The organism is Microbacterium sp. Nx66 (genome assembly GCF_904066215.1).
GTDB classification, from domain to species: domain Bacteria; phylum Actinomycetota; class Actinomycetes; order Actinomycetales; family Microbacteriaceae; genus Microbacterium; species Microbacterium meiriae.
This window is the reverse complement of the sequence record NZ_LR880474.1, coordinates 2,283,151-2,309,938: the sequence shown is the minus strand read 5'-3', so window position 1 is coordinate 2,309,938 and position 26,788 is coordinate 2,283,151. Positions and strand designations below refer to the sequence as shown.

31 protein-coding genes and 1 tRNA gene are annotated in these 26,788 nt (G+C 70.0%); 18 read left to right on the top strand and 14 right to left on the bottom strand.

Translation table 11 applies throughout. The features are described 5' to 3' along the window. Positions 1-37: 37 nt before the first annotated feature. The 3 genes from MICNX66_RS17025 to MICNX66_RS11025 are packed head-to-tail and all read left to right on the top strand — an operon-like array spanning position 38 to position 3,889. Positions 38-2,041, top strand: a complete 2,004-nt coding sequence (locus MICNX66_RS17025; RefSeq protein ID WP_332107623.1) for an ABC transporter ATP-binding protein — start codon at positions 38-40, stop codon at positions 2,039-2,041. Further along, positions 2,017-3,582, top strand: a complete 1,566-nt coding sequence (locus tag MICNX66_RS11030; RefSeq protein ID WP_187661918.1) for a hypothetical protein — start codon at positions 2,017-2,019, stop codon at positions 3,580-3,582. Before MICNX66_RS17025 ends, MICNX66_RS11030 begins: the two co-directional genes overlap by 25 nt. A 40-nt stretch (positions 3,583-3,622) precedes the next feature. Beyond that, positions 3,623-3,889, top strand: coding sequence for a DUF3039 domain-containing protein (locus tag MICNX66_RS11025; RefSeq protein ID WP_060923586.1), 267 nt, complete (start codon positions 3,623-3,625; stop codon positions 3,887-3,889). 21 nt (positions 3,890-3,910) lie between these two features. On the opposite strand, the gene MICNX66_RS11020 is transcribed toward MICNX66_RS11025, so the two are convergent. Continuing rightward, on the bottom strand, positions 3,911-5,236 hold the full coding sequence (locus MICNX66_RS11020) for a nicotinate phosphoribosyltransferase (RefSeq protein WP_187661917.1): 1,326 nt from the start codon (positions 5,234-5,236) through the stop codon (positions 3,911-3,913). Positions 5,237-5,298: 62 nt separating this feature from the next. On the opposite strand from MICNX66_RS11020, the gene murI reads away from it, so the two are divergent. The 4 genes from murI (at position 5,299) to MICNX66_RS11000 (ending at position 8,523) form a co-directional block, all read left to right on the top strand. Then, on the top strand, positions 5,299-6,135 hold the full coding sequence (gene murI / locus MICNX66_RS11015; RefSeq protein ID WP_187661916.1) for a glutamate racemase: 837 nt from the start codon (positions 5,299-5,301) through the stop codon (positions 6,133-6,135). 33 nt (positions 6,136-6,168) lie between these two features. Next, the gene (rph, locus tag MICNX66_RS11010; protein WP_187661915.1) at positions 6,169-6,906 is read left to right on the top strand and encodes a ribonuclease PH; all 738 of its coding nucleotides are present in this window, start codon (positions 6,169-6,171) and stop codon (positions 6,904-6,906) included. Positions 6,907-6,908: 2 nt separating this feature from the next. Next, a complete protein-coding gene (rdgB, locus tag MICNX66_RS11005; RefSeq protein WP_187661914.1) occupies positions 6,909-7,502 on the top strand; it encodes an RdgB/HAM1 family non-canonical purine NTP pyrophosphatase in 594 nt (197 codons plus the stop codon). Positions 7,503-7,602: 100 nt separating this feature from the next. Next, positions 7,603-8,523, top strand: coding sequence for a cation diffusion facilitator family transporter (locus MICNX66_RS11000; protein WP_025105315.1), 921 nt, complete (start codon positions 7,603-7,605; stop codon positions 8,521-8,523). Between the two features lie 9 nt (positions 8,524-8,532). On the opposite strand, the gene ligD is transcribed toward MICNX66_RS11000, so the two are convergent. Next, a complete protein-coding gene (ligD, locus tag MICNX66_RS10995; protein WP_187661913.1) occupies positions 8,533-10,518 on the bottom strand; it encodes a non-homologous end-joining DNA ligase in 1,986 nt (661 codons plus the stop codon). A gap of 57 nt (positions 10,519-10,575) precedes the next feature. Between ligD and ku the strand changes: the two genes are divergently transcribed. Beyond that, complete coding sequence (gene ku, locus MICNX66_RS10990) at positions 10,576-11,388, top strand: non-homologous end joining protein Ku (protein ID WP_187661912.1); 813 nt, start codon at positions 10,576-10,578, stop codon at positions 11,386-11,388. Between the two features lie 12 nt (positions 11,389-11,400). Here ku and MICNX66_RS10985 read toward each other — a convergent pair whose 3' ends face one another. The 6 genes from MICNX66_RS10985 to MICNX66_RS10960 form a co-directional block, all read right to left on the bottom strand. Beyond that, positions 11,401-12,165, bottom strand: coding sequence for a DedA family protein (locus MICNX66_RS10985; RefSeq protein ID WP_187661911.1), 765 nt, complete (start codon positions 12,163-12,165; stop codon positions 11,401-11,403). Between the two features lie 78 nt (positions 12,166-12,243). Further along, a tRNA-Leu gene (locus tag MICNX66_RS10980) sits at positions 12,244-12,325 on the bottom strand. 67 nt (positions 12,326-12,392) lie between these two features. Beyond that, a complete protein-coding gene (locus MICNX66_RS10975; protein WP_187661910.1) occupies positions 12,393-12,974 on the bottom strand; it encodes a hypothetical protein in 582 nt (193 codons plus the stop codon). Then, positions 12,971-13,816 (bottom strand): endonuclease/exonuclease/phosphatase family protein, encoded by an 846-nt coding sequence (locus tag MICNX66_RS10970; protein ID WP_187661909.1) that lies wholly within the window; start codon positions 13,814-13,816, stop codon positions 12,971-12,973. Before MICNX66_RS10970 ends, MICNX66_RS10975 begins: the two co-directional genes overlap by 4 nt. Beyond that, entirely contained in the window at positions 13,813-14,610 is a 798-nt protein-coding gene (locus tag MICNX66_RS10965) for a glycosyltransferase family 2 protein (RefSeq protein WP_187661908.1), read from the bottom strand. Before MICNX66_RS10965 ends, MICNX66_RS10970 begins: the two co-directional genes overlap by 4 nt. 94 nt (positions 14,611-14,704) lie before the next feature. Continuing rightward, entirely contained in the window at positions 14,705-14,860 is a 156-nt protein-coding gene (locus MICNX66_RS10960) for a hypothetical protein (protein ID WP_187661907.1), read from the bottom strand. A 104-nt stretch (positions 14,861-14,964) separates the two neighbouring features. On the opposite strand from MICNX66_RS10960, the gene MICNX66_RS10955 reads away from it, so the two are divergent. The 5 genes from MICNX66_RS10955 to MICNX66_RS10935 all read left to right on the top strand — a co-directional run bounded on the left by MICNX66_RS10955 (position 14,965) and on the right by MICNX66_RS10935 (position 19,399). Continuing rightward, positions 14,965-15,948: a hypothetical protein gene (locus MICNX66_RS10955; RefSeq protein ID WP_187661906.1), complete on the top strand. Its 984-nt coding sequence runs from the start codon at positions 14,965-14,967 to the stop codon at positions 15,946-15,948. 143 nt (positions 15,949-16,091) lie between these two features. Next, the gene (locus MICNX66_RS10950; protein ID WP_187661905.1) at positions 16,092-17,273 is read left to right on the top strand and encodes a CpaF family protein; all 1,182 of its coding nucleotides are present in this window, start codon (positions 16,092-16,094) and stop codon (positions 17,271-17,273) included. Further along, positions 17,270-18,127, top strand: coding sequence for a type II secretion system F family protein (locus MICNX66_RS10945; protein ID WP_187661904.1), 858 nt, complete (start codon positions 17,270-17,272; stop codon positions 18,125-18,127). Before MICNX66_RS10950 ends, MICNX66_RS10945 begins: the two co-directional genes overlap by 4 nt. Next, a complete protein-coding gene (locus MICNX66_RS10940; protein ID WP_187661903.1) occupies positions 18,124-19,062 on the top strand; it encodes a type II secretion system F family protein in 939 nt (312 codons plus the stop codon). The genes MICNX66_RS10945 and MICNX66_RS10940 overlap by 4 nt, the downstream gene beginning before the upstream one ends. Before the next feature lie 40 nt (positions 19,063-19,102). Beyond that, complete coding sequence (locus MICNX66_RS10935; RefSeq protein ID WP_187661902.1) at positions 19,103-19,399, top strand: DUF7882 family protein; 297 nt, start codon at positions 19,103-19,105, stop codon at positions 19,397-19,399. 24 nt (positions 19,400-19,423) lie between these two features. Here the strand turns inward: MICNX66_RS10935 and MICNX66_RS10930 are convergent, their stop codons facing one another. The 4 genes from MICNX66_RS10930 to MICNX66_RS10915 form a co-directional block, all read right to left on the bottom strand. Continuing rightward, positions 19,424-19,696, bottom strand: coding sequence for a hypothetical protein (locus MICNX66_RS10930; protein WP_187661901.1), 273 nt, complete (start codon positions 19,694-19,696; stop codon positions 19,424-19,426). Between the two features lie 10 nt (positions 19,697-19,706). After that, positions 19,707-19,886, bottom strand: coding sequence for a hypothetical protein (locus tag MICNX66_RS10925; RefSeq protein ID WP_187661900.1), 180 nt, complete (start codon positions 19,884-19,886; stop codon positions 19,707-19,709). Between the two features lie 82 nt (positions 19,887-19,968). Further along, complete coding sequence (locus MICNX66_RS10920; RefSeq protein WP_187661899.1) at positions 19,969-20,313, bottom strand: hypothetical protein; 345 nt, start codon at positions 20,311-20,313, stop codon at positions 19,969-19,971. A gap of 15 nt (positions 20,314-20,328) precedes the next feature. Then, on the bottom strand, positions 20,329-20,973 hold the full coding sequence (locus MICNX66_RS10915; protein WP_187661898.1) for a hypothetical protein: 645 nt from the start codon (positions 20,971-20,973) through the stop codon (positions 20,329-20,331). A 418-nt stretch (positions 20,974-21,391) separates the two neighbouring features. Here MICNX66_RS10915 and MICNX66_RS10910 point away from each other — a divergent pair, with 418 nt between their 5' ends. From MICNX66_RS10910 to MICNX66_RS10895, 4 genes are read left to right on the top strand one after another with little or no spacing between them, the layout of a single operon-like run. After that, positions 21,392-21,571, top strand: a complete 180-nt coding sequence (locus tag MICNX66_RS10910) for a hypothetical protein (protein ID WP_187661897.1) — start codon at positions 21,392-21,394, stop codon at positions 21,569-21,571. 1 nt (position 21,572) lies between these two features. Beyond that, positions 21,573-21,974, top strand: a complete 402-nt coding sequence (locus tag MICNX66_RS10905; RefSeq protein ID WP_187661896.1) for a TadE/TadG family type IV pilus assembly protein — start codon at positions 21,573-21,575, stop codon at positions 21,972-21,974. Then, a complete protein-coding gene (locus tag MICNX66_RS10900) occupies positions 21,964-22,398 on the top strand; it encodes a TadE family protein (protein ID WP_187661895.1) in 435 nt (144 codons plus the stop codon). Before MICNX66_RS10905 ends, MICNX66_RS10900 begins: the two co-directional genes overlap by 11 nt. Continuing rightward, positions 22,395-22,835 (top strand): pilus assembly protein TadG-related protein, encoded by a 441-nt coding sequence (locus MICNX66_RS10895; protein WP_187661894.1) that lies wholly within the window; start codon positions 22,395-22,397, stop codon positions 22,833-22,835. The genes MICNX66_RS10900 and MICNX66_RS10895 overlap by 4 nt, the downstream gene beginning before the upstream one ends. Positions 22,836-22,846: 11 nt before the next feature. On the opposite strand, the gene MICNX66_RS10890 is transcribed toward MICNX66_RS10895, so the two are convergent. After that, a complete protein-coding gene (locus MICNX66_RS10890; RefSeq protein ID WP_187664188.1) occupies positions 22,847-24,088 on the bottom strand; it encodes an MFS transporter in 1,242 nt (413 codons plus the stop codon). Positions 24,089-24,210: 122 nt separating this feature from the next. Here MICNX66_RS10890 and prfB point away from each other — a divergent pair, with 122 nt between their 5' ends. Beyond that, entirely contained in the window at positions 24,211-25,320 is a 1,110-nt protein-coding gene (gene prfB, locus MICNX66_RS10885; protein WP_187661893.1) for a peptide chain release factor 2, read from the top strand. 57 nt (positions 25,321-25,377) lie between these two features. Here the strand turns inward: prfB and MICNX66_RS16895 are convergent, their stop codons facing one another. Continuing rightward, on the bottom strand, positions 25,378-26,721 hold the full coding sequence (locus MICNX66_RS16895) for a DUF2510 domain-containing protein (protein ID WP_232089051.1): 1,344 nt from the start codon (positions 26,719-26,721) through the stop codon (positions 25,378-25,380). Between the last annotated feature and the right edge of the window lie 67 nt (positions 26,722-26,788).

Here is a 26,788-nt window from a genome sequence, read left to right as displayed (position 1 = left end):
GCCTTGGCTCTCAGCCACCCGTTGATACCGTAGGACGGTGACTTCCTCCCCTGATGACCCCACCCCCCAGGCAGAGGGAGCCGAGACTCCGACCGAGGCCTCCGCGCCCGCTCGGAAACCGGCCGCCAAGAGACCTGCCGCGTCCACCGCCGCGAAGAAGTCGACCTCGGCCTCGGCCAAGGCGCAGACGGCCGCAGCGGACAAGCCGGCTGCGAAGAAGCCCGCGGCCGCGAAGAGCACCGCGGCGAAGTCTGCTGCTGCGAAGACCACGGCTGCGAAGAGCACCGCGGCGAAGTCTGCTGCGGCGAAGACCACGGCCGCGAAGACCGCGGCTCCGAAGTCGGCAGCTGCGAAGACGACGGCCGCCACACCCTCCGCCGCGAAGACCACGGCCGCGAAGTCCACCGCGGCGAAGTCCTCCACTTCGACGAGGACTGCCGCGGCGAAGAAGCCGACCGCCGCGCGGACGGCGAGGCCCGCACCGACCAAGGCGGCAGCCGAGAAGGCCGCGCCCACGGCTGAGGTCGTGGTCGAGCCCACCCCCGCGGCGAGTGTCGATCCCGCGACCGCTCCAGCAGGCGCTCGCACGGCGTCCGCCGCCCGCGCGGCTGCGGCGAAGAACACGGCCGCACGCTCGACCGGCTCGAAGCGTCCGGCCGCGACATCGACGAAGGCGGCGAGCACATCGGCGGCCAAGACGGCTGCGGCCAAGACGGCTGCGGCCAAGGCCGCCGCGGCGAAGACCGCTGCCGCGAAGGCCTCGGCGGCCAAGACGACGGCCAAGACCACCGCCGCCAAGACCGCTGCGGCGAAGGCAGCCGCGGCGAAGGCGGCTGCGGCGAAGGCCGCCGAAGATGAGGCAGCGAAGGCCGCCGAAGACGAGGCCGTGAAGGCCGAGGCCGCGGAGGCCCAGGCGGCTGAGGTCGGGACCGTCGAGTCCGCAGCCGCAGAGGTGAGCACGGCCGAGACGCAGCCGGAGGAGTCCGGCGCGGTGCAGGCGCAGACCGTGGCCGCAGAGACCGTCGAGACGGACGAGGCCAGCACCTCGTCCGTCGAGACGGCGACACCGGCCCGAGACACCGCCGAGGAAGCGACGCCGGTCGAGGAGCCTGCTGCGGCGGAGTCCGTGGTGGAGGTGTCGGACACCGCGCTGCCGGTGACCAAGGAGCCCGCGCCCGATGACCGACGCGTCGCGGAGGAGGAGACCGTCGAGGTCGTCGAAGCGGTGATCGCCGAGGAGCCCCCGACCGAGGCCGATGACTCGGCGGCAGCCGAGCCCGCCACAGAGGCGATCCGCATCCGCGGTCTCGTGAAGCAGTTCGGCGAGAACCGCGCGGTCGACGGCATCGACCTCACCGTGCCCGCGGCCTCCTTCTACGGCATCGTCGGCCCCAACGGCGCCGGCAAGACCACGACCCTCTCGATCGTCGCGGGTCTCCTGCGCGCGGACGAGGGCAGCGTCCTCATCTGCGGCATCGACCAGGCGGCCGAGCCCCTGGCGGCGAAGCGCGTCATGGGCGTCCTGCCCGACCGGCTGCGCACCTTCGACCGGCTCACCGGCCGACAGCTGCTGTATTACTACGGGCTGCTGCGTGGGCTCTCCGCCGACGTCATCGAGAAGCGCACCGGCGACCTCGCCAGGGCCTTCGACCTCGGCGACGCCCTGAACCGGGTCGTGTCGGACTATTCCGCGGGCATGACGAAGAAGATCATGCTCGCCGGCGCGATGATCCACTCTCCGCGCGTCCTCGTTCTCGACGAACCGTTCGAATCCGTCGATCCGGTCTCCTCCGCCGTGATCCTCGACATCCTCCGCGCCTACGTCTCGCACGGCGGCACGGTGATCCTGTCGAGCCATGGGATGGATCTCGTCGAGCGCGTGTGCTCCCGGGTGGCCATCATCGTCAACGGTGAGGTGCTGGCCGAGGGCACGATCGACGAGGTGCGCGCGGGACAGACGCTCGAATCGCGCTTCGTGGAGCTCGCAGGTTCCAGCGGAGAGGTGGAGGGGCTCGAGTGGCTGCACACGTTCTCCGACTGAGGTTCGCGCTTCTCCTGGGCGCCCTGCGCGGGGAACACCGGGCGCGCACCCTGCTCTCCTTCGGCGCGGTCGTCGCGGTCACCGTGGTGGTCTGCGTGGCGGTCTTCAGCCTCGGCGACGCGCCGGTGCCGGTCTCCCAGGCCGTGACGGTGCTCGGTGGCGCTGCCCTTCTGCTCGGCTTCCTCGTGGGGCCGCTGCTCGTGGGAGCCGTCGATCAGCTCGATCCGCGGCGCTTCGCGGTGTTCGGCGTCGACGAGCGGAAGATGCCAGGGGTGCTGGCGCTCGCGTCGCTGGTCAGCGTGCCGAGCCTCGCGCTCCTCGCGGTCTACATCAGCGTGACGGTCGTCGCGATCCGCGCCGGCGCGCCGTGGGTGCCGGCCGTCCTCTTGGCGGTGATCGGGCTGCTGTCGACCATCCTCCTCTCCCGGGTCGGGATGGCGCTCAATGCGCTCCTGCTCCCGGAGCGTCGTTCCCGGGAGCTCACCGCGCTGTTCGCCCTGGCCCTGATCGTCATCGCGTTCCCGGTCGCCGTGTTCCTCGGCTCGCTCCGCTGGGACGGTGAGGTGCCGGCGTCACTGGCGACCCTGACCTCGGTGATCGGCTTCACGCCGCTCGCCGCCTCGCCGGCGGCGATGTTCGCGGCGGCCGAAGGCGAGACGGCCGCGGCCTGGGGAAGCGGACTGGTGGCTGCCGTCACCCTCGCGCTGCTGTGGTTCGCCTGGACCTGGTTCGTACGGCGCCTGCTGACGACGACCGAGCGTCCGGTGGCGGCGCGCGAGCGCAGCGGACTCGGCTGGTTCGGCCTGCTGCCCTCCAACGCCTTCGGCGCCATCGCGTCGCGAAGCCTCGTGTACTGGCTGCGCGACCGCCGGTACATCATGAACATCATCGTCGTGCCCGTGGCGGGCGTGCTGACGGTGTTCCCGCTGATCGTCGCGGGCGTGCCGGTCGAGATCGCCGCCCTCGTCCCCGTGCCCGTCATGGCCCTCTTCTTCGGATGGCTGCCCCACAATGACGTCGCCTACGACTCGACGGCCCTCTGGACGCACGTCGCGAGCGGTGTCCGCGGGGTTCCGGACCGTCTCGGACGCCTGGTGCCGGTGCTCCTGGTCGCCGTGCCGGTGCTGGCGATCGCCGTACCGCTCTCGCTCCTGCTGGCCGGGCGCTGGAGTCTTCTCCTCCCGCTCGTCGGCCTCGGTGCGAGCCTGCTGTTCTCCGCCCTCGGCATCTCCAGCGTGGTGTCGGTGGTGGCGCCGTACGCGGTCTCCCGTCCCGGGGACAGCCCGTTCCAGCAGCCGCAGCGCCCGACCTCCCGAGGGATCTACGGCCCGGCGGCGGCGTTCCTCGGTGCGATCGTCCTGAGCGTGCCCACCATCTGGCTGTTCGGTGCGAGCATCGTCGCCGATCCGGGCTTCGCGCCGGCGGCTTTCTGGGTCGGCATCGCCACCGGCATCGTCGCCTTCATCGGAGGAGCTGTGATCGGCGGACGCATCTTCGAGCACAGCGGCGAACGTCTGATGGAGTTCGTCGAGACCGCGTGAGACCGCCCCGCCGAGGCGGAGACGCGGCTAGAATCGCGGGATGAGTACTCCGCTGGACAGCCCCGATCAGGGCGGCGTGGCAACGCTTGATCGCGAACTGGAAGAGCTCCTCCGCGAGGAGAACATCGAACCGGGCGACCACGAGCGCTTCTCGCACTACGTCAAGAAGGACAAGATCCTCGAGTCGGCGATCACAGGCAAGCCCGTCCGCGCGCTCTGCGGCAAGAAGTGGACGCCGGGCCGTGATCCGGAGAAGTTCCCGATCTGCCCGACGTGCAAGGAGATCTACGAGTCGATGGTCGGCTGACCGCCGTCGCTCGGCCCCGCTTCAGTCCGCCTCGACGTAGACCGTCGGGATCGCCGGATCGGACTTGCTGAGTGCCAACGCACGCACCGGCAGCTCTTCACGGACACGCAGGTGATGCGCGCGGGCGGCTGCCGTCCCTGCGGCGCCCTCGAAGGCGGTCTCGATCTCTCCGCCCTCGACGAGGGTGACCTGGAGCGGTCGGCCGTCCGGGTGCTCGGCAGGCGTGTCCAGCGCCTCGAACCCGTCCGAGACGACGACCGTCTCCGCCGCGGCGACCCCGTCGCTGAGCGTACGGAACGCCGCCTTGCGGCCCCCGAACGACGCCTTGTCCGCGGACGCCTTGGCGACCCCGACCCACGAGCCGTCGGCGTCCTGCCGGGCGACGAGCTTGTAGACCATGCTCGCCGTGGGGTATCCGGAACCGGTCACGACGGAGGTGCCGACGCCGTACGCGTCCACGGGGGAGGCCGCTAGCGCGGCGATCGCGTACTCGTCGAGGTCGCTCGTGACCGTGATGCGGGTCTCGGTGGCGCCGAGCTCGTCCAGTTGCGCTCGGACCTCGGCGGCGACGGTCGGCAGGTCCCCGGAGTCGATGCGGACGCCGCCGAGCCCGGTCCCGGCCACCCGGATCGCCGTCTCGACGCCGGTGCGGATGTCGTAGGTGTCGACGAGGAGCGTCGTGTCCACGCCCATGCTCTCGACTTGAGCACGGAAGGCGTCCTCCTCGCTGTCGTGCAGCAGCGTCCACGAGTGCGCAGCGGTGCCCATGGTCGGGATTCCCCAGGCGCGGCCGGCCTCGAGGTTGCTCGTGGCGCCGAACCCGGCGATGTACGCCGCCCGTGCTGCGGCGACAGCGGAGCGCTCGGCTGCCCGCCGGGAGCCCATCTCGGCGAGAGGACGCTCGCCGGCGGCGATGCTCATGCGGGCCGCGGCCGTGGCGACCGCGGAGTCGTGGTTGAGGACGCTCAGGGCGAGCGTCTCCAGGACGACGGCGTCCGCGAACGATCCCTCGACCGTGAGGATGGGCGACCCGGGGAAGTAGAGCTCGCCCTCGCGGTAGCCCCGGATCGTGCCGGTGAAGCGATAGCGCTCGAGGGAGGCGAGGGTCTCGGCGTCGACGACGCGCTCGTCGCGGACGAAGCGCAGCTCGTCGTCGCCGAAACGGAAGTCGCGCAGCAGGCCGAGCAGTCGTCCGGTTCCGGCGACGACGCCGAAGCGGCGTCCGCCGGACAGGCGTCGGGAGAAGAGCTCGAAGACACTCGGGCGGGAGGCGGTGCCGTCCCGGAGCGAGGCGGCGAGCATCGTGAGCTCGTAACGGTCGGTGAGCAGCGCCGTCGACGTGGTCATGCGCTCAGCTTAGTGAGGCCGTGATGCACGAGGCGGCGCGCACGCGGGTAGGCTGGGGAGTCATGAACGACGCGCCCATCGGGATCTTCGACTCCGGTGTCGGCGGGCTCACGGTGGCCAGGGCCATCCGCGCCCAGCTGCCCCGCGAATCGTTCGTCTACATCGGCGACACCGCCCACTCGCCGTACGGCCCCAAGCCCATCGCCGACGTCCGACGCTATGCGCTCGAAGTGCTCGACACCCTGGTCGACCAGGGCGTGAAGATGCTGGTCATCGCCTGCAACACGGCGTCGGCGGCGATGCTGCGCGACGCACGCGAACGCTACGACGTGCCGGTGGTCGAGGTGATCGGCCCCGCCGTGCGCCGCGCGGTGTCGACCACGAGGAACGGCCGTGTCGGTGTGATCGGCACGGTCGGCACGATCGGTTCGCGGGCCTACCAGGACATGCTCGAGGTGAACGAGCGCCTGCAGGTGTTCACCGCCGCGTGCCCCCGGTTCGTCGAGTTCGTCGAGGCCGGTGTCACCGGCACCCCCGAGGTGCTGGCCGTCGCCGAGGAGTACCTCGCGCCACTGCGCGAGGCCGACGTGGACACGCTCGTCCTCGGGTGCACGCACTACCCGTTCCTCCGCGGCGCCATCAGTTACGTCATGGGGGAGGGCGTGACCCTGGTCTCCAGCGACGACGAGACCGCGGGCGACGTCTACCGCCAGCTCGTCCGCGGCGACCTGCTGGCGCCCGCCGATGCCACCGCCACCTACGTCTACGAGGCCACGGGCGACTCCGCCGACGACTTCACGGCGCTCGCCAACCGACTCATGGGTCGCGAGGTGCGCGACGTGCAGCTCGTCCAGACCGGCGTCATCACGCTTCCCGATTCCGCCCTCGACGCGCGCTGAGCCCGTCGCTCCATCCCCGACCGAGAGAAGCTCATGACCGACATCGTCCGCGCCGACGGCCGTTCCACCTCGCAGCTGCGCGAGATCACCATCGAGCGCGGCTGGAGCGCGCAGGCCGAGGGGTCGGCTCTCATCAGCTTCGGCGGCACGAAGGTGCTGTGCACCGCCTCGTTCACGAACGGCGTGCCGCGGTGGCTCACCGGCAAGGGCAAGGGCTGGGTCACGGCCGAGTATGCGATGCTCCCGCGAGCGACGAACAGCCGCAACGACCGGGAGAGCGTGAAGGGCCGCATCGGCGGTCGGACGCACGAGATCTCCCGACTCATCGGCCGCGCGCTGCGCGCCGTCGTCGACACCAAGGCGCTCGGCGAGAACACCATCGTCATCGACTGCGACGTGCTCCAGGCCGACGGTGGCACCCGCACCGCGGCGATCACCGGCGCCTATGTCGCCCTGGCCGACGCGATCGAGTGGGGCCGGGAGAAGAAGTTCATCGGCAAGAACTCGACGCCGCTGCTCGACTCCGTCTCCGCGGTGTCCGTCGGCATCGTGGACGGGGAGCCGATGCTCGACCTCGCCTACGTCGAGGATGTCCGCGCCGAGACCGACATGAACGTCGTCGTGACCGGCCGCGGCCTGTTCGTCGAGGTGCAGGGCACGGCCGAAGGGGCGCCGTTCGACAAGCGTGAGCTCGACGCGCTCCTCGACCTCGGCGTCGCCGGCTGCGCGGACCTGAAGGAACGGCAGCTCGCCGCTCTGGCAGGAGCCTGAGCATGCGCGTCGTCCTGGCGACCCACAACCCGCATAAGGTGGCGGAGTTCCAGCAGATCGTGCAGCAGACACGGCCCGACCTGGAGGTCGTCGGCTACGACGGCCCCGAGCCGGTCGAGGACGGAGTGACGTTCGCTGAGAACGCGCTCCTCAAGGCGCGAGCGGCCGCCGCGCACACCGGCCTCGCGGCGCTCGCCGACGACTCCGGCATCTGCGTGGACGTGCTCGGCGGGTCGCCCGGAGTGTTCTCGGCGTACTGGGCCGGTCAGAAGAAGGACGCCGCGGCGAACCTGGAGCTGCTGCTCGATCAGCTGCGCGACATCGCCGACCGTCATCGCTCCGCGCACTTCACCTCGACGATCGCCCTCGTCCTCCCGGACGGTCGCGAGCACGTGGTGGAGGGGATCTGGCCAGGACGGCTCGCCCGCGAGGCGTCGGGAGCCGGCGGTTTCGGGTACGACCCGATCTTCATCCCGGACGGTCAGCCGGACGGCGCACAGCGCACGGTCGGGGAGTACTCGGCGGAGGAGAAACAGGCGCAGTCCCACCGCGCGCGCGCCTTCGCCGCGCTCGTGCCGCTGCTCGCCGCGCTCTGAGGGACCCGCAGAAGAACCCCTGCTGACGGTGAGAATCGTTACTGTTCCCGACTAGCCGGGAACGGCCTTGTCGGGCCCACCGCCGGGCTAGCCTGGGGGCATGCACGATCATGCGCCCGCCCCTGGCGGTCTCCGTTCGGCGAGCAGCCGCCGCCTCCTCGCGATCTCCCTGACCCTCACGGCCACGGTGATGATCGTGCAGGTCGTCGGCGCCCTCCTCACCGGCTCGCTGGCGCTGCTCGCGGACGCTGCGCACATGTTCACGGACGCCTCGGCGCTCGTGATCGCACTGATCGCCGCGACCGTGGCGGCGCGCCCCGCGGACGACCGCCGGACGTTCGGCTACCAGCGGGCCGAGGTGTTCGGCGCACTCATCAACGCGGTCATCCTCATCGCCCTCGCCACGGTCGTCGCCGTGCAGGGCGTGCAGCGGCTGCTGAACCCCTCCGAGGTCGAGGTCGCGGGAGGGCTGATGCTCGTCGTCGCCGTCGTCGGCCTCGTCGCGAACGCGGTGTCGATGTGGCTGCTCAGCCGGGCCCAGCGGACGAACCTCAACGTGCGCGGCGCCTACCTCGAGGTGATGGGCGACCTGCTCGGCTCACTGATGGTCATCATCGCGGCCGGTGTGATCCTCGTGACGGGCTGGATGCCGGCCGACGCCCTCGCCTCGCTGTTCATCGCGGCGATGATCATCCCCCGGGCATTCGTCCTGCTCAAGGAGGTGTTCTCCGTCCTCGCCGAGTCGGCGCCGAAGGGCATGGCCGTCGGGGAGATCCGCACTCACCTGCTCGGCTACGACGGCGTCGTCGGAGTCCATGACGTGCACGTGTGGCAGCTCACCCGCGGAGCCCCCGTCTTCACCGCGCACGTCAGCGTGCGCCCGGACCTGCTGGCGGACGGCCGCTCGGCGGCGCTGCTGTCGGAGATGCAGGCATGCCTCGCGGATCACTTCGACGTGGCGCACTCCACGTTCCAGATCGAACCGGCCGAGCAGAGCGACTGCGAACCGCACCACGCCTGAGGGAGCCGCTCACGCCTCGACGGTGATCTCGTCGACCGTCTTGTCCGGGCGCAGACCCCGCCAGCGGGCGTGCCGGAGGATGCCGTCCGGCGTCCAGTTCGCGAACTCCACCTCGCCCACGAGTTCGGGGCGCACCCACAGGGCGTCCGAGGCGTCCGGGCGGGGGACGCCGTCGAGCGGTGCGCGTGGCACCCGCAGCGGCTCCAGGCGGGCCAGGAGGTCGCGGAGGATGCGATCCGTGAAGCCGGTGCCCACGCGGCCGATGTAGCGGAGGTCGCCACCCTCCGGGATCGCGAGGAGGAGAGAGCCGAGAGTGCCCTCGCGCTCGCCCTTCCCCGGGCGGATGCCGACGATCACCGCCTCCTGCATGCGGGTGTTCTTGAGCTTGAGCCAGGAGGGTGAGCGCTGGCCGGCACGGTACCGGGAGGCGGGATCCTTCACGACGACGCCCTCCAGCCCGAACTCCTCGCTGGCGGCGAGCGCTGCGTCCACGTCGTCGAAGACGGGAGGGACCTGGATGGGCGCGTCGACCCCCGCCACGATGTCGCGGAGCAGAGTGCGGCGCTCGCGGAGCGGCATCCCGGTGAGATCGTGGCCGTCGAGACGGAGCAGGTCGAACAGCATGTACACGACCGGTGTGCGCACGACCTCGCGCTCGATCTCCCGGGGCCGGGTGAGGTGCATGCGGTTCTGCAGCAGGGAGAAGCTCGGCCGGGCGGCGCTGTCGAAGGCGACGATCTCCCCGTCGACGATCGCCTCGTCGACCGGGAGGAACGGGGCACCGTCGGCCGTCAGCTCGGGATAGCGCGCGGTGATGTCGGTGCCGCGTCGGGCGTGCAGCGACATGTGCCCGTCGCGCCAGGTGCCGATCGCACGGATGCCGTCCCACTTCACCTCCACCCATGACGGCGAGCTGAGGCTTCGGGCGATCGCCGGGGTGCCGTTCTCGGCGAGCATCGGCGCGAGCGACGGGAGAGTGGTCCCGGTGGGGGACGCCGTCTGCTCGGCGAGCGGCCGGCCGCGACGGGCGGGGGAGGGCGCCGCCGCCCGGATCGCGGGAGCTCGAGCCGCTGTCGCGGCGTGCGCGTTCGCCGGCAGAGCAGGAGTGTCGGGGCGGAGGGAGGAGAGCGGATCGAATCCGGCGGCGGCGCGCGCGAGCACCTCGTCCAGCTCGAGGTGAGCGAGGTCCGGGTCGTCGAGCTCCTCCCAGGTGCGCGGCGCCGCGACGCCGGGGCGGGCGCGCCCCCGCAGGGAGTACGGGGAGATCGTCGTCTTCTTGCCGTTGTTCTGGCTCCAGTCGAGGAACACCTTGCCCCCGCGCACGGCCTTGGACATGACGCTCGTGGCGAGGTCCGGGTGCTCGTTCTCGATGATGCGCGCCAGCTCTTTGACCACGGCGGAGACCTCGTCGCTGGTCTGCTCGCCGGGCAGGGCCGCGTAGAGGTGGATGCCCTTGCTGCCGCTGGTCACGGGCAGAGGGTCGAGCCCCATCCCGGTGAGGAGCGTCCGAGCGATCCGGGCGACCGCGGCGCACTGCGCGAGGTCGGCGCCGGGTCCCGGGTCGAGGTCAAGCACGAGACGGTCGGGGCGGCCGGGGAGCCCGTCCGGGGTGAACCGCCACTGCGGCACGTGCAACTCGATCGCCGCGACCTGCGCGAGCCAGACGAGCGTGGGCACGTCCTCCACCAGCGGGTACGCCTTGGGGCCGTCGGAGTGCTGGATGTCCTGTCGGGGGATCCAGTCCGGGGCGCCGGGCTCGAGCTGCTTCGTGAAGAAGGAGTCCTCGGGAGCGGCGGCGGTGCCGACCCCCTCGACCCAGCGCTTGCGGGTGACCGGGCGGCCGTCGAGGAGCGGGAGGAGGAGCGGAGCGATGGTGGTGTAGTAGGCGATGACCTCGCCCTTGGTCGTGCCCGTCTCCGGGTAGACGACCTTGTCGAGGTTGGTCACCCGCAGCCGTCGGCCATCGACCTGCACGACCTGCGCCTCTCCCACCATGGAGCCAGCGTAGTCAAGGGGTGGTCGTGACGGGTGTGGCTGGTGTCTACTGGTGTGATGAGGACGATCTGGAAGGGCGCCCTGACGTTCGGGCTGGTGAACGTGCCGGTCAAGGTGTACTCGGCGACCGAGGACCACGACGTGCCGCTGCATCAGGTGCATGAGAAGGACGGCGGTCGCATCCGCTACCAGCGCACGTGCGAGGTGTGCGGCGAGACGGTGGCCTACTCCGACATCGATCGCGCCTACGTCGACGACGGGCAGACCGTCGTGCTCACCAAGGACGACCTCGCGGCGCTGCCGGCGGAGAAGAGCCGCGAGATCGATGTCGTGGAGTTCGTGCCCTCCGACCAGGTCGATCCGCTCACCCTCGACAAGCCGTACTACCTGGAGCCCGACTCGAAGTCTCCCAAGGCGTACGTGCTGCTGCGCAAGACCCTCGAGCAGACCGACCGCACCGCGATCGTGCGGTTCACGCTGCGCCAGAAGACCCGGCTCGCCGCGCTGCGCGTGCGGGGCAAGGTCCTCGTGCTGCAGACGCTGCTCTGGTCGGACGAGGTCCGAGAGGCGGAATTCCCGTCGCTCGACGAGGACGTGCGGATCTCGAAGAAGGAGCTGGAGTTGTCCTCGTCGCTCGTGGACAGCTACTCGGCCGACTTCGATCCCGAGGAGTTCGTCGACGAGTACCAGAAGGAGCTCCGCACCCTCATCGACGCGAAGATCGAGGCCGGGGAGACGTTCGACGTGGCGGAGACCTTCGGCGGCGATGCCGAGAAGGCGGCCGACGGCGGCGAGGTCATCGACCTGATGGAGGCGCTGCGCGCCAGCGTCGCCCGCTCCAAGGAGAAGCGCTCCAAGAACGCGGGCTGATCCGCGGCCGGGTCAGTGCTTCCCGTCGCCGTCCAGGTCGGGGGCGCGATCGAACACGTCGGCGTCGAGGACGAGCTCCTCGGCCTCCTCGTGATCCGTCACGACGTCCTCTCCTGCGGCCGCGGCCTTCTTGGCCTTGTGGCGCTCGGAGAAGTAATGCCACAGGGTGACGAGCGCGGTGCCGCCGACGGCGATGAGCAGGATGATGTCGATGTACTCGACGACGAGGTCTCGCACCCACGGGATGTAGGCGATGAGGTAGCCGACCATCGTGAGTCCGAAGCCCCAGATCATCGCCCCGATGAAGTTGTAGAGCGAGTAGCGCCGCCACGGCATGTGGCCCACGCCCGCGGCGACCGGGGCGAACGTGCGCACGATCGGCACGAAGCGCGCGAGGATCACGGTGAGGCCGCCGAAGCGCTCGAAGAACGCGTTGGTGCGCTCGACGTTCTTCCTGCTGAACAGGCCGGATTCCTTGCGTTCGAACACCGCGGGGCCGCCCTTGTGCCCGATGACGTAGCCGACCTCGCCGCCGATGAACGCGGAGAGCGCGATGAGGAGCGAGACGACCCAGATGTTCACGCCGAAGACGTTGCTCGTGTGGGTCAGCAGGCCCGCGATGATGAGCAGCGTGTCACCGGGGAGGAGGAAGCCGACCAGCAGACCCGTCTCGGCGAAGATGATGAAGCAGACCACGAGGAGCGCCCACGGACCCGCCGCCCCGATGATCGTCTGCGGATCGAGCCATGGGATGAGCGCGGTAGGGGCGTGCAGCATGCTTTCGAGCACTGGCGGGATTCCCGTCGGTCGTGAGGTGTCGGCGGTGGAGCGATGCGGGCGCCGAAGCACCCGTCGTGCGGAAGGTGGGACTTGAACCCACACGCCCTGGGGCACAGGAACCTAAATCCTGCGTGTCTGCCAATTCCACCACTCCCGCGCGGTGGCTTCAGTCTACTGACCCGCGCCCCGTTCGACCCTGGGGATCGTCCCGCAGTTCCGCGCCGTCACGCCGAGCGGCGACGCTCCAGCCGGACGACGGCGACGAGGACTCCAGCCGCAAGAGCCCCGAGTCCTCCCATGGCCATGTCGCCGATGGTGTCTTCGTAGGTGACGAAGATCTCGTCGGTGACGAAGGTGCGGCCCGCCCACTCGATCATCTCCCACACGGCGCTCGCCGCGAGCCCGATCACGGTGCAGAGCACGAGGGGGATGCGGGCGCGGAACGCCGCGGACTCCTGCGCCGTGACGATGCCGAGGCGGGAGAGCACGAGGTAGCCGGTGGCGGCGAGGGCTCCCGTGCAGACGAAGTGCACGACGAGGTCCCACCCGGTGAGCGTGCGGTACAGGTCGAACACGTTGCTCGCGGCGGCGACGAGCACGATCAGGCCGATTGCCAGGTCGATGCCGCCGCGCATGCCGAGGACGCGGGGGAGCATGAGGGCGGGGAGGGCGAGTGCGAGGATGCCCGCATCCGTCGGGGTCGACCAGATCGCCGCGACGAGGACGCTGAGGACGCCGATCACACGAACGGCGTCGGCGCCGTACTCGGCGATGGAGTGCGGCGGGCGGAGGAAGTCCTCCTTCATGCGGTCTCCTCGGGTGGGATGGCGCCGGGGGCGAGGTCGATCAGGGCCTGCACGGCGAGATGATCCGACGGCCAGCCTCCTCCATACTGCCGGGCGTTGATGCCCGCCCGGCGCACGGGCAGCGCGGGGAAGGTGAGGATGCCGTCGATGCGGCGTCCTCGGCGGGGTGACCGGTAGCCGGCGAATGTGCGCCAGGCCGGTGTGCGGCGGGAGACGGCCGCCGTCCACGAGTCGCGGAGGACGTCGTCGGCTTCGAGGGCGCGCCACGGTGCCGTGCCGGCGGGGGCGTTGAAATCCCCGACGAGGACGACGGGGCTCTCCGCTGCGGCGGCGACGTCGTGCACCGCCTGCGCTTGACGGAGCCGGGCCCACAGCGAGAACGCGTCGAGGTGGGTGTTGAGCACGGTGAGGGCGGCGCCGGTGCGGCGGTCGCGGAAGGACGCCTCCACCACCACCCGCGGGGAGACGCTCAGCCAGGAGCGGGAGCCGGGGCGGTCGGGGGTGCGGGAGAGCGCGACCTGTCGCCAGCCGCCCAGTTCCAGTCGGTCGGCGTCGTAGAAGAGCGGACAACCCTCGCCGCGGGGTCCGGCGAGGCGGCCGTGGCCGACGCGGTGGAACGACGGGCCGAGCGCGGCGGAGACCTCGGCAGCCTGCGCGGGCAGGGCCTCCTGTACGCCGAGGACCTCCGGCCGCTCCGCGCGGAGGAGCGCGGTGAGCCGGGGACGTCGAACCGACCAGCGGTCGGCGGGCGGCCAGGCGAGCGCGCCGAGGTCGCGGCGGATGTTGAGGGTCATGACGTGCAGCTCGGTGGTGGACGGCGATCCGAGGAGCGGCGCGGTCATCGGCGGGCTCCCGGCGCGGGGACTCCGAGGCGGTGCAGCACCCGGCGCAGCGCGAGCCGCACCCAGCGCACCGGAGGGAAGTCCTCGGGCCAGTGCACGAGGACGGTGCGAGCGCCGATCCAGGAGCGGCGGGCGAAGGAGCGTCCGCTGCCGAACGGGCGCATGGAGATGCCCATATCGGTGTGCAGAAGCCAGCGGATGCGGTGGCGCTCGCCGACATGGAAGGCGAGGTCGAGGTCGTCGTGAAGCGCGGCATCGTCGCGGTGCACCCGGTCCCGGACGGCGAGCCAGGCCGAGCGGCGGAGGGCGAGGTTCGATCCGAACAACGGCCCGTGGCCCAGGGCGGAGCCGCACACGACGACGTAGGAAAGGAGGTAGGCCGCCGCGAGGGGCCTCCGCAGGAACCGGGGACCGTCGACGAAATGCGCTCCGCCCGTCCACGCTCCGACCCGCGGATCCCGCACGTACGCGGCCGTCATCGTCTCGACCCACCGCGGCCCCGGTACCCCGTCGGCGTCGAGCCGCAGGATCACGTCGCCCGTCGCCGTGTCGTACCCGGTCGCGCTCGCGGCCGGGATGCCCGGAGTCTCGCACCGCACGACCCGCGCGCCGTGCCGGGCGGCCACCGCGGCCGAATCGTCGGTCGAGGCGTTGTCCACGACGATGATCTCGTCGGGCGGGAGTGTCTGCCGGGCGAGGGCGCGGAGGCATCGCCGCAGTTCCGCCGCATCGTCCTTGACCGGGATGACCACGCTCAGGGTCGGTTCAGGGGCGGCTGGTGTGGCGCGGTGCACGTCGTCTCCTCGCAGGTCTGCTCCTCAGCCTAGGGAGCGCGACGACGGGCGACGTACCGGTTGACACCGGGGCGGGCGGCTCGATACGGCGGCGTCAGGACGAGCCATCGATGCAGACGGCCTGCCCCTCGACGAACGTGTCGATCGCAGTCCGGCGGAGTGCCTGCTCGCGGTCGGGGTCCGCGGCGTCGCCGTTCTGGACGCCGACGCGGTAGTCGTAGAGCGCGCGCAGGTCAGCCTTCCTTTCCATTCGATGCGTGGGTTTTCGAACTGCGCATGGGTAGCTATCTGCGCGCTATGTTGTGTGCTGTGTGCGTCCGGATCCGGTTCGGGCGAACGTGACAGGAGGCGGAGATGGCGACAGGTCGCAACGAAATCGAAAGTCTGAGTCGCTGGTTTCAGTCTCAACTGGGAAAGCTCCGACGTGAAGACAGCCCCGGTATCGACGAGATTGCAGTAATCCCGCTCCTCGCGGTGTGGCACAGGCTCCTTGAATGGGCGGCCGGTGAAATGCTCGCAGATGGAGAGCTCGAAATCGTTGTAAACGCCGCGCAGGAGGCAGAGAAGCAGTACAAGGCCTACCTCGCGACTGTGGGCGACGCGAAATCTCTTGCGCTCGTCAGTATGCGGGGGAACCTCGATGTGTTTCCGGCACTGTTCGACGAACTCGTCAAGCGTGGACTGCCCGCCGACATGTTCTCTGGGTTTCGCGCGGAGATTAATCTCGCGGGCGAGGAAGCCCTGCGCTCGCAGTCAATCGTCGCTTACGTGACGCGCCGAATGGAAAGACTCGATAGCGCGGTCCAGGACGCATCGAGTTCTGCCCACCTAGCAAGTGAGGCTTTGGCGCTCGCCCGCAAGGCCGCTACGGAGACGGCCACAGGCGCTCTGGAAAAATCCTTCGAGACCACCGCAAAGAGCAGCGCACGATCGGCGTTCTGGTTCAGGGTGGGTACGTTAGTCACACTTGGGGTGACCGTACTGTTCGGGTTGGTCTATGCCGCCGGAAGCACGGTGGAATCCGTGGACAATTGGCAGGAGGTGGTCTATCGCGTTGCGATCCTTTCTGCACTGGCTGGCATCGCGGCGTACCTTGGTCGGCAGGCTAGTAATTATCACCGCATCGCCACGTGGGCTCGCGCTATCGAGATCCAGCTCAAGGCCTTTCTCGGCTTCATCAACGAGATCGAGGATGAAGAAGCCCGCCAGACCATGTACACGCTCTTCGCGAGGCGGGTCCTGGAAGCGCCTCCGGATGGAAAAGCATCAAACGACGAGGTGACGAACCTCATCCAGCCAATCATCGATCAGGCAGTGAAGTTACGACCGAGCCCCTGAGCCTTTCGTAGACCCGCCCGCCCGAGTCAGTTGATCTGTTCATGCCTGCACGGCACCGGGTGTCATGCAGGGCCAGCCGGTAGCTGCTCGAGTGTTGTGGATAACTCCGCGGGCCGGGAGCTGATCGTTGCGAGGATGCAGGGATGGAGCAGCCCGCGTCGATCATCGCCGACCTCGTTCGGCGTCGGCTGCGGACCGAGGGTGTGGATCCGGCGATCGACCCAGAGCGGGCGCGGGAGGTTACAAGGGCGGAGGTGCGGCGCCACGACGATCGGGCTCTCGCGCGGGGCGGCGTGCTCGTGGAGGACGAGGCGGCGTGCGTGCGGGACGTTCTCGCGGCGGTGAGCGGGTTCGGCGCTCTGCAGCCCCTGCTCGACGACCCCGGCATCGAGGAGGTGTGGATCAACGGAGACGGGGTCGTGCATACCGCGCGGGGTGGTGTGGCGGAGCGGACAGCGCTGCGGCTGGACGAGGCGACGGTGCGGGATCTGGTGGAGCGCATGCTGCAGGCGACGGGGCGGCGCGTGGACATAGGGCAGCCGTTCGTCGATGCCTCCCTGCCGGACGGTTCGCGGCTGCACGTGGCGATCGCCGATGTCGTCCGCGGGTCGTGGGTGGTCAACATCCGCAAGTTCCTTCCCGGGCACCGCTCGCTCGACGCGCTGACGGCGCAGGGCGCGCTGACTCCTGATGCCGCGCATGCCCTGGGTGAGGCGATGCGGGCAGGTGCGTCCGTGATCGTGTCCGGGGCGACCCACGCGGGAAAGACGACCATGCTCGGCGCGTTGCTGGCCGCCTGCGCGGCGGACCAGCGCATAATCACGGTCGAGGAGACATTCGAGCTCGCGGTGGTCGGTCCTGATGTGGTCGCGCTGCAGGGGCGCCAGCCCAGCCTCGAAGGCACGGGTGAGATCACGCTGCGACGATTGGTGAAGGAAGCGCTGCGGATGCGGCCGGACCGGCTCGTAGTGGGGGAGGTGCGTGACGCGGAAGCGCTCGACCTCGTGTTGGCGCTCAACACCGGCGTCCCCGGCGCCTGCACGGTCCACGCCAACTCCGCTGCGGAGGCGCTCGACAAGCTGTGCCTGCTGCCGCTCCTCGCCGGGCGGAACATCGACCGCGGCTTCGTCGCTCCGGCGATCGCGTCGTCGGTCGATCTCGTCGTCCACTGCGCGCGCGATGCGGCAGGCCGACGATACGTCGAGGAGATCGTCGCCCCGACGGGTGAAGTGGTCCAGGGACGGGTGCTCAGCACTCCGGTCTTCGGCGCCGCCGCACACCGGCCGCTACGGTCGACCTCGGTCGGTTCGGGGGTCCTCGCATGACGATCCTCCTCGGCGCGACGCTTGCGGCCGGCGTGCTCCTGACCCTGTCGCCATGGCTGTGGCCGACGGCAGAGCGCTCCACCTCCACGGCGCACCGCGGACGCCTGGTCCGTCTGTCGGGTGAGGCGGGGTTCCCGTCCCTGCAGACCCGCTCCCTCGTGATCGGCATCGCCGGCGCCGCCCTCGGTGCGGCGTCCCTCGTCTGGCTCGTCACGGGGAGTGCCGCGCTCGCGGTCCTCGCCGGGATCGCCGGCGGGACTGCGCCGATCGCCTACCTGCGCGGCCGACGACTCCGGCTGCGGCGTCTGCGCCGGCAACTCTGGCCCGATGTCTGTGACCTGCTGATCGCCGCTATCCGCGTCGGCCTGTCGCTTCCGGATGCGGTGGCCACCCTCGCCGAGTCGGCGCCCCCGGCGCTCCGCCCCGCATTCGGCGTGTTCGCCCGAGACCTGCGGAGCAGCGGACGGTTCGACGCGAGTCTCGACCGGTTGAAGGTCGTCCTCGCCGATCCGCTCGGGGATCGGATCATCGAGACGCTGCGGATGGCGCGGCAAGTCGGCGGCACCGAGCTCATCGGCGTGCTGCGGGCGTTGTCCTCATCCGTCCGTGCTGACGCGGCGCTCCGCGGCGAGGTCGAGGCGCGGCAGTCGTGGATCCGGGGAGCCGCCGTCCTCGGCGCCGTGGCGCCGTGGATCATCCTCACCCTCCTGATCCTCCGTCCGGAGGGGGCGAAGGCGTACAGCACACCGGAGGGCATCGTCGTGATCGTCGTGGGCGCGGTCGTCTCGGTCGTCGCGTTCCGCCTCATGATCCGCATCGGTCGGCTGCCCGAGCCCCGTCGGTGGTTCGGGTGAGTGGGCTCTCCGCGCTGGCCGTGGCCGTGCTGCTCGGCGGTGGCTTCGCGGCGGGGGTCCTGGCGCTTCTCTCCGGCCTGCCGCGGTGGCGCGCTGCGTCCCTCGCTTCACGGATCGCGCCGTACATCCGCGACGTCGTCGACGATGACGTGCTGCCGCGGGAGGCTCTTCCCCGGGCCGGCGCGTTGCCTGCCGGTGGATTCCGCCTGGGAACCCTCGGTGGGGAGATGATCGACCGCGTCCTCGGCGGGAGCGAGGGACTCCGACGACGACTCGCGCAGGCGGGCTCGCCCCTCGATCCCGTCGCCTTCCGTGGACGCCAGCTCGCCTCAGGTGTGGTCGCGCTCGTCTGCGGAGCGCTCGCCGTCATCGTCCTCGTGCTGATCGGTCGGTGGTCCGTTCCCGTCGGTGCCATCCCGCTCCTGGCGGGAGCGGCGGGCGCCGTCGGCTACGACATGCGACTCTCGGCGCGGGTGCGGGCACGGAAGGTGCGCCTCGCCGAGGAGTTGCCGACGACCCTGGAGTTCCTGGCCCTCTGCCTCTCTGCGGGCGAGGGCTTCCTCGACGCCGTGAAGCGCGTGGCCGGCGTGGGGTCGGGGGAGCTCACGGTCGAGCTGCGTCGCGTGATCGTGGAGGTCGGGACGGGGTCGTCCCTCGCCGACGCGCTGGCCGCCATGGCGGGTCGGCTGGAGCTTCCGGGGCTGACCCGAGCCGCGGACCAGATCGTCGCCGCGATCGAGCACGGAGCACCCCTCGCCGCGGTGCTGCGCGCGCAGGCCGATGACACCAGGGAGGAGGCCAAGCGCACGCTCATCGAGCAGGCCGGACGGAAGGAGATCTTCATGCTCCTGCCGTTGGTCTTCCTCATCCTGCCGTTGTCCGTCGTGTTCGCGATCTACCCTGGCCTGTTCATCCTGCGGCTCGGCATCGGATGAGTGGTCGTCGGGGGAGGCCGTGGGGGCTTACCTTTTGTCTATGGGAAGTCTCGAGTACAACAGCTCTCGTCCGCCGATCGAGGTCGACGACACCGTGCTGGCGCATCTGAAGATCGTGATCTCCACGAAGCTCCGTCGCCAGGAGAGCTTCATGATGACGTGGCCGTCGGGGAAGAAGAGCCCTGGCCGACTGTCCGCGTGGATGCACCCGGCGATCCCGCTGGTGCTCGAGTTCGACGCCGAGCCGCCGCCGGCGATCGATCCGGCCCGGGTCAGTCACATGATGGAGCGGCTGAACGCCCGCGGTGAGCTCGTCATCGACGAGTTCACCTCCTGATCCCACGGCGGCTCTCCGCGGCGCTCAGACGTCCCAATCCGGCAGTCCGCCGAGGTCTGAGGCGAGGCTCCCCTCGTCGGAGGCCTTGACCTGGAAGAGGAAAACCCGCGAGGTCGGGTGGACGAGCACGCTCGCCAGGCCGTCCGACGTGGCGAACGAGACGAAGGTGGGTTCAGCGCGCGCGGCGGCCTCGATCCTCTCTCGGAGGGCGGCGACATCGGTGCCGCGAGGCAGGGGATAGGTGAGCCCGTCGATCTCGACTCTGGCCCGCATCTCATCGTCAGGTCCAGGGCGCATGCGTGACAGGCTATCCCTCGTCGGGATGACCGGACCCGGGGTTGTGCGATTCGCGTGACGGGAGTACAGGGCCTCGCCGCTTCGCCCTCCGCGCGCCGATGACGATGACGATGACGGCGACGAGGATCACCACGCCGACGACGATCGCGATCAGCACCGGAATCGACGGCAGCAGGGGGTTGGGCTCCATAGGCGGGAGCCTATTGCGTTCCGGCGGTTCCGATAGGCAGTGACGCACTCCGCCCGGATGCACCGTCTCGGCATGAGCGGCCTTACCTCGAGATCCACCTCACACCGTCGATGTCGGGCGGTAACCGAGTTGCAGCGTTCGTCTCGAGCTCTTCTACCAGGGGAATGAGGACTTCCCAGAGCGCCCAATGCTGCGGTGTACCCGTTTCTCCTGGTGTCTTGTTCTTACTGCGCATATGGGCCGGAAGTGGCGTACGCCAACCGAAGCGCGACCCGGCGGAGTCTGTAACGTGCAGCGTCAACGACTCGCCGTCGGCTTCCAGATGCGTCAACTCGAGTTCCGCCGGCACCACGATCGTCCCGTGCGCCTTATCCCATTCTTCGCGGACCGCTGAGAGAAAGGTCTCTGCATTCACGTCGCTACCCATGCGTAATGCTGCCCTTCATCCCGCAACGTTAATGACCCACTGGGGGCACACCGTGACGCCCATACAGTATGCCGTGATAAGTCCCTTTTGCTTGCCGTCGCTCATGCGGGCGTTCTCGATCACCACTTTCACTGTCATCGAGCGCTTCGGCTTGCAGGAACCGATCCAGCACTCCCATTCGATCGCGTCCGTCAAGTAAATGATGGAGGTGCCTTGAGTGACGCGGCCGCCGGTCGGCCTCGGGAACTTTGTGGTCTTCTTGATCATGTTGAGGTTGACATGATGCTTGTTCTGAACCTTGGTGAGACCCCACGTGGTTCCGTTGCCCGCGCGAGCAACGATCGGCTTTGCAATGTTATCGGTCCACGTCGAGACGATCCGATAGGCCGTGTCACCCGCGGCCATCGCTGCGCGGTCTTTTGCTGACCCACTCGGCATCTTGCTCGAGTCATAAGGGGCAGCCAATGGAGTGTCCGAGGCCTCGAGGGATTCCACCTCGGCGATCTGGGCTTCTACGTCGGTTTGCGCGGCCGTGCCAGCGCTGTCTGTCGGCACGAAGCCGAATGTAGTGATCGTCGTCCGCTCGGACTCGTCGGGTGCTTTAGCCGCTGCCGGCGCGACGCCTGTTCCCAGCATCGCGACGATAGCAACCAACGCCATCCCTGCACGCCATCCCCACATCTCCGAACCCCCATCATCGCTATATGGCTCGCACCTGCGGGCCAGCGTCACAGTAACCTCGGAGCGATGAGGTGTCTGTCCCCTTTTTGGGGGACACAAGACAAAAGACACAAGATGAGCCACTATGTGGCAGTCCGTGAGGATCTGTCGGCGAGCACGTCATCGCGTCCGGCCGTGGACGTGTGGCGCCTCCGTGGCTAGGCGAGCTTCGGCATGGCGCGAGATGCACGCGAACAACACGGGTGCGCTCGGTGACTTCTGGCACGATCTGGCAAGCCGGCTCCGGCTCGGACAAAGACCGCCTCGAACTGGTGTCGCCGCGTGAGGGCGCGGGTCACCCGCACGGTCCTGTGGATAATGTCCGCGCCGCGGCAGGTCTTCGATGCACACTGGCCGCATGATCTCTCGTGCGCGCTCGATGTTCCGTGCCTTCAACGACGACGAACGGGGAGACGTCCCGGGCTGGGTGCTCGTCACTCTGATGACCGCGGGGCTCGTCGTGCTCATCTGGGCGGTCGCCGGGCCTGCGCTCACCTCCCTCTTCGAGCAGGCCATCCAGCGGGTGTCGGGGCTCTGACATGCGCGCGCTTGCGGGGGTGATCGACGACCGCGGATCGAACCCGGTGGAGTTCGTGCTCGTCGGCACCCTGCTCACCGCGCTGACCCTCGCTGTGCTGCAGCTCGCGTTCGCGATCTACGTGCGCAACGTCGTCCACGATGCGGCCGTCGAAGGCGCGTACTACGCGGCGCTCGCCGACACGACCGACAAGGAGGGGGAGGAGCGGGCGCGCGAGGTCATCCGTCGCGCGGTCGGCCCCTCCTACGCCGACGACATCACGGTCGCCTCGGCGCGGCGGGAGGGACAGGAGACCGTCGAGGTCCGCATCCGGACGACCCTCCCGGTGTTCGGCCTCGTCGGTGTCCCGGCAGCCCTGCAGGTCGAAGCCTCCGCACCGCCGGAGTCGTTCGATGCGCGATGACGCGGGATCGAGCTCGCTGGAGTTCATCACGGTCGGGGTGATCCTGCTCGTGCCGCTGCTGTACCTCGTGATCGCCGTGGGTTCGGTGCAGGAGCAGTCGCTCGGCGTCGAGGCCGCGGCGCGGCAGGCCGCACGTGCCATCGCCTCGGCACCCGACGTCGCAGGGGCCGCAGTCCGCGGGGAGCAGGTGCTGGACGGGATCGTCGCGGAGTACGGCATCGATCGCGGAGCGGTCGACGTCGCGGTGTCGTGTCGCCCCCGGGCATCGGCCTGTCCGGCGGCGGGAGCGACGGTGGTCGTCACGGTCTCGACCCGGGTACCGCTGCCTCTGGTACCCGGGGTCCTCGGACTCGACCAGGCGACGTCCGTCCCCGTGGAAGCCGTGTCGGTGCAGAAGGTCACCCGACGCTGGAGCGGTGGATGAGCCGGCGCACGCGCGACGCGGACAAGGACGGAAGGGGCGACGACGAGGGGAGCGTGCTGCTCCTCGTCCTCGGCTACCTGATCCTCGCGCTCGCCGTGCTGTTCGTGTGTGTCTGCGCCACCGACCTCTACATCGCCCAGAAGCGGCTGGACGGGCTCGCGGATGCGGCGGCGCTCGCCGGAGCGGACGGCTTCACGCTGCAGGTGGAGGGGGAGGTGCCGCGCGCGACGCTCACCGACGCGGGGGTGGCCGAGCAGGCGGTGCCGCTCGTCCGTGACGCGGGGTTCGCGGCGACCGTCGTCGACGCGGGCACCCCGGACGGCGTGAGCGCGCGTGTCACCGTCGCAGCGCTCTGGCATCCGCCGCTGCTCTCGCCGTTCGTGCCCGACGGGGTGCCGCTGCAGGCGACGGCGACGAGCCGCACGGCGCTGCGCTAGCGACCGGGCGCTCAGTCCTCGGACGGGTCCGGCGTGCTCGGGGGCGTGCGGGGGACGAACCGGGGGATCCAGCGGACGAACCCGGCGGCGCCGACGAGTCCGATCAGGCCCATGGCTCCCGCCGCGAACGACAGGGACGCGACCGCGGTGATGCCCGAGACGAGGAGCGGGGCGACCGCGCCGCCGGCATCGGTCAGCGTGCGCCACGACCCGAGGAACGCGGCGGGGTCGTGCTTCGGGGCGACATCCGCGCCGAGGGTCAGGAGGATGCCGCTGGACAGCCCGTTGCCGACACCGAGGACCGCGGCGAACATCCCGAACCAGAGCACCGCGGAGTCGACGTCGTGCGTGACCGACAGGGCGAGGAACCCGGCACCCATCAGCACCATCGCGGGCATCGCCGCCCAGAGCCGGCCGAAGCGGTCCATCACCTGGCCGCTGGCGTAGAAGAGGGCGAAGTCGATGGCTCCGGAAACGCCGACGACAAGGGCGATGGTCGAGGCGTCGAGGCCCAGCGAGAGTCCCCACAGCGGGAGGACGACCTGTCGCGCCGACCGCACCGCCGAGAGCGAGGCCGCGGCGAGCCCGAGCCGACCGAGCACTCCGCGCTGGCGCCACATCGTCTGGAAGATCCCGACCCGCTCGATGGTCGGGATCGACCCGCTCACGGCCTCGCCGCTGTCCTCCGCGAACCGGACGGTGGTCCGCAGTGGGGCGACGGTCTTCTCCGGATCCGGTCCGAAGAGCACGAGCACGACCATCACCACGAGGCAGGCGAGGAAGAACCAGATCGCGGCAGCCTCGGCGCCGAAGAGCTGCAGGAGACCTGCGGAGACGAACGGGCCGATGAAGATGCCCAGGCGGAAGCTGCCGCCCAGCAGGGAGAGCGAGCGGGCACGGAACGCCAGCGGCACCCGCGTGGTCATGAACGCGTGCCGGGCCAGCCCGAAGGCGGCTGCGCACAGGCCGAGGAGGAACACCGACGCCGCGAGGACCCCGAGTGACGGCGCGAGGACCATGCCGACGGCGGCGAGGATGGCGATGACGCCCGCGATCACCATCGTGAACCGCTCGCCGATGCGCCCCACGGCCCACCCGGCCGGGAGGTTGCCGCAGAGCTGGCCGACCACGAGCGCCGAGGCGACGAGGGCCGCGAAGGCGACGTCGGCACCCATCGACGCGGCGATGACCGGGATGAGCGGGATGACCGCACCTTCACCGAGGGAGAAGAGGACGGTCGGCAGGTACACCATCGGCCCGAACTGGCGGAGGACCGTGGATGCGCTGCTCACGTCCCTCACGCTACTCCGGTCGGCGCGAAGGGCCGGACACGCCCGTCCCCGCGCGCGCGGGCGGCACGTTAGGCTGAGGTGTCATGCTCGAACTAGATCTCTCCGCCGAAATCCAGGCGCTCAGGCACACCTTCGGCGACATCAGCGAGGTCGTCGATGTCAACCGTCTCCGCGAGGACATCGCGCGTCTCAGCGAGGAGGCCGGCGCGCCCGACCTCTGGGACGACACCGAGAACGCCCAGAAGGTCACCAGCGCCCTGAGCCACCGCCAGTCGGAGCTCGCCCGCATCACCGGCATCGCTCAGCGCCTCGACGACCTCGAGGTGCTCGTCGACCTGGCGAACGAGATGGGCGACGAGGAGTCGGCGATCGAGGCGCGCAAGGAGCTGCAGACGCTCACCGACCTCATCAACCAGCTCGAGGTGCAGACGCTGCTCGACGGCGAGTACGACGAGCGCAGCGCGATCGTCACCATCCGCTCCGGCGCCGGCGGCGACGACGCCACCGACTTCGCCGAGATGCTCATGCGCATGTACCTGCGCTGGGCGGAGCGTCACAAGTACCCCGTCAAGGTGATGGACACCTCGTACGCGGAGGGCGCCGGTATCAAGTCGGCGACCTTCGAGATCGACGCGCCCTACGCCTTCGGCACGATCTCCGTCGAGGCCGGCACGCACCGCCTCGCGCGCATCAGCCCGTTCGGATCCGCGGACAAGCGCCAGACGTCTTTCGCCGCCGTCGAGGTCATCCCGCTCATGGAGGAGGCGACCGAGGTCGACATCCCCGAGAACGACATCCGGGTCGACGTCTTCCGCTCCTCCGGCCCCGGTGGACAGTCCGTCAACACGACCGACTCCGCCGTGCGCATCACCCACCTCCCGACCGGCATCGTCGTGTCGATGCAGAACGAGAAGTCGCAGATCCAGAACCGCGCCGCGGCCATGCGGGTGCTGCAGAACCGTCTCCTGCTGCTGCAGAAGGAGCAGGAGGCCGCCAAGAAGAAGGAGCTCGCGGGCAACATCACCGCGAGCTGGGGCGACCAGATGCGCTCCTACTTCCTCTACGGCCAGCAGCTCGTGAAGGACCTGCGCACGGGCCAGGAGTCCGGCAACCCGGCCGCCGTGTTCGACGGCGACCTCGACGACTTCATCTCCGCGGGCATCCGCTGGCGCAAGCGCAAAGACGAGGACTGACCCACACGACGAAGGCCCCGGGAGCTCCCGGGGCCTTCGTCGTGTGGTGCGGAAGGGTCAGCGTGCCGACGCCTCGACGGTCACGCGGGCGACCTCCTGCAGCATCTCGTCCGTGATGACGATCACGTAGGACGGGCTTTCGGCGACGTCGAACGAGACGGTGCCCTCCGCCGTCGTCCCGGCGTTCTGCTCCGTGGACTCGAGCGTCGCGTCGCCGAAGATGTCGTAGTCGCCCTCGACGCCGTCGGCCGTCTCGACGGAGAAGTAGAGCGGGTTGACGTAGGTCGTCCCGTCGAGCGTCTCCCAGGCCACGTCGATCAACAGATAGCCGCCGTTGGCGGCCTCGAAGTCCGTGCCGTTGGTCGGTCCGAACGTGGCGGAACGGATGGTGACCTCGGCCGTGCCCTCAAGCTGCGGCACGGCGACCGGCTCGCCCAGCGTGCCCTCGGCGACCTCACCCGTACCCGCGTCGCCGGTGTCGTCGGTCTCCGGCGCCGGGCTCTGGCTCGTGCCGTCGTCGTAGTCGGGAAGCGTGACCGGGCGCACGGTGTTCGCGACGGCCAGCACGAAGAAGATGCTCACGACGATCGCGACGATGCCGCCGAGCACCGACACCCCGAGGCCGGTGATCCCCGGCCACTTGGTGCCCTTCAGGAACAGGGAGATGAGCGAGACGATGAACCCGGCCGCCAGGAGGAACCAGGCGAACGGGAGCGTCAGGGGGATGAACGCGAGGATGAGGCCGAGCGCGGCGATCCCGAGACCGACGAGGCCGAGCACCGACATCTTCTTCGGGCCGTCGGTGGCCGGTGCCTGGCCCGGATAGGCGGCCTGTCCGGGGTACGCGCCCTGTCCGGGGTACGCGCCCTGTCCGCCCGGTACCTGTCCCGGGTAACCGCCGCCACTCTGCGAGCCCGGGTACGCACCCTGCGCCGGATATCCGCCCTGGCCCTGATACGCGTTCTGGTCGGGGGAGAACGGTGCCGCGGGGGGATAGGCCGCCGTGCCGCCGTCGGTACCGGCCGGAGGGACGATCGGTGCCGCGCCGGGGAGGTCGTGCGCACCGCTGGCGGGCGCCGTCCAGTCCTGCGCGGGCTCGGGAGCGACGATGAAGTCGGTCGCGGGCTCGTCCGGGGCGATCTCCCGTTCGGCGGCGACGGGTTCGGGTGTGGAGGGCTCCGCTGCGGCGGTCGGTCCCTCCGCCGGGGGAGCGCCGTCGGAAGTCGCCGCGGAGGCGCTCTCCGCGGAAGTGCTGTCCGCGCCCGCGTCCTCAGCCGCCGCAGCGGTCGTGTCCTCGGGCGTCGCGGTGGTCTCCGGCGCGAAGTGTTCGGTCCACTGCTGGCCGTCCCACCAGCGCAGGCGCCCGGAACCGTCGTCGTACCAGCCGGCAGGTGTCGTCATGGGGGTCCCCTCCGTGTGTGCGCTCGCGTGGTGGACGCGAATCGACACTCCATGTATAGCAGCGGGC